This is a genomic window from Dietzia sp. UBA5065, assembly GCA_002415925.1.
GTDB lineage: Bacteria > Actinomycetota > Actinomycetes > Mycobacteriales > Mycobacteriaceae > Dietzia.
The window spans coordinates 8,035-9,685 of sequence record DIAZ01000010.1; the positions used below are offsets into that span (position 1 = coordinate 8,035).

Annotated in this window: 2 protein-coding genes; both read right to left on the reverse strand. The window is 75.1% G+C overall.

Features of this window, described 5'->3' with window-relative positions:
* Window positions 1-110: 110 nt before the first annotated feature.
* Window positions 111-1,064, reverse strand: a complete 954-nt coding sequence (gene egtD, locus B4M60_RS00900; protein WP_291079477.1) for an L-histidine N(alpha)-methyltransferase — start codon at window positions 1,062-1,064, stop codon at window positions 111-113.
* On the reverse strand, window positions 1,061-1,651 hold a 591-nt coding region (locus B4M60_RS00905; protein WP_291079478.1), incomplete at its 5' end, for an SUMF1/EgtB/PvdO family nonheme iron enzyme. The genes egtD and B4M60_RS00905, both read right to left, overlap by 4 nt.

Consider the following 1,651-nt stretch of genomic DNA (forward strand, 5'->3'; position numbering starts at 1 on the left):
GCCACCGGGCCCTGCCCCACCGTCTCCCGCGCGTCGCGCTCTCCCCGTTCCATGCCCCAGATCATAGAACACACGTACGACACCGACCGGGGACGGCGACCGGGAAGACGCTAGTCGACGACGACGAGCGCGAGCCCGAAGTCGCCCGCCCCGTCCGTCCACACCGCCCTGCCGAGGAACCCGTGACCCGCGAGCTCGTCGACCAGGGCGCCGGGCTCGAACTTCCGCGCGATCTCGGTGCGGATCCCCTCGCCGGCGGCCAGGGTCCGCCCGCGCCCGAGCGTGGGGAAGTCGATCCGCACGTCCCGCACCGCGCGCAACCACATCTCGATCCGACTCTCCCCGGCGTTCCACACCGCCTCGTGCCGGAAGTCGCGGCGGTCCAGGCCCGTGCTCGGGACGGTCCGGGTGATCACGTCGAGCATGTTGAGGTTGAACTCGGCGGTGACCCCGGCGGCGTCGTCGTAGGCCGCCACCAGCCGCCCGGGGTCCTTGACCAGGTCGAAGCCCAGGGCGAGCCGGTCGCCCGGGTCCATGACGCCGCGGAGCATCGTCAGGAACCCCGCCCGCTGGGCCTCGTCGAAGTTCCCGACGGTCCCACCGAGGAACAGCACCAGCCGGCCGCCCGGCTCGCCCGGCAGGGGCCCGTCGAGGGCGGTGAGGTCGCCGACCACCGGCTCGACGCGCAGGCCCGGGTACTCGGCGGCCAGCGCGCGGGCGGTGTCGAGGAGCATCTCGGTGCTGATGTCGACGGGCACGAACCGCGGCGCGCCCGCGCGCGCGGCGAGCACGTCCAGCAGCACCCGCGTCTTCTCGCAGGTCCCGGCCCCGAGCTCCACCACGGTCCCCGCCGCGCCCACGATGTCCGCGGCCCGCGCCCGCAGGATCTCGGCCTCCGCCCGGGTGGGGTAGTACTCGGCCAGCCGGGTGATCCGGTCGAACAGCAGGCTGCCCTTCTCGTCGTAGAACCACCGCGGCGGCACGGTCGGCGGGTCGCGGAAGAACCCCTCGCGCAGGTCCGATTCCAGCGCGGCGGTGTGGGGGTCGGCGGCCCTCGTCGTCATCGCGCGAGCCGCAGTCCCGTGGCCGCCCAGCGCGAGGCGGCGGGGAAGAAGTTCCGGTACGTCGGCCGGGTGTGGCCGGCGGGCGTGAGGGCGCTGCCGCCGCGCAGGACGTGCTGGTCGGACATGAACTTGCCGTTGTACTCGCCGGCCGCGCCCTCCTCGGCGACGAACCCGGGATAGGGCAGGTAGGCGCTGGCGGTCCACTCCCACACGCCGCCGGTCGCGCGCTCGCCCGCGGGCAGCGGATGGCAGCGCGCGGGGTCGAGCTCGTCGCGAACGGGCCACCCGCCGGCGGCGACCTCCCACTCGAACTCGGTGGGCAGCCGCGCGCCGGCCCAGCGGGCGTAGGCGTCGGCCTCGTAGAAGGAGACGTGGAGGACGGGCTCGGCGCCGACCACCGGGCGCCGGCCCGAGAGGGTGAAGGTGGTCCACCCGCCGTCGGCCTCGCGCCGCCAGTAGCCGGGCGCGTCCCAGCCCTCGGCCTGCACGGTGGCCCAGCCGTCGGAGAGCCACAGCTCGGGGCGGGAGTACCCGCCGTCGGCCATGAACCGCGTCCAGTCGGCCACCGTCACCTGCCGGGTGGCCAC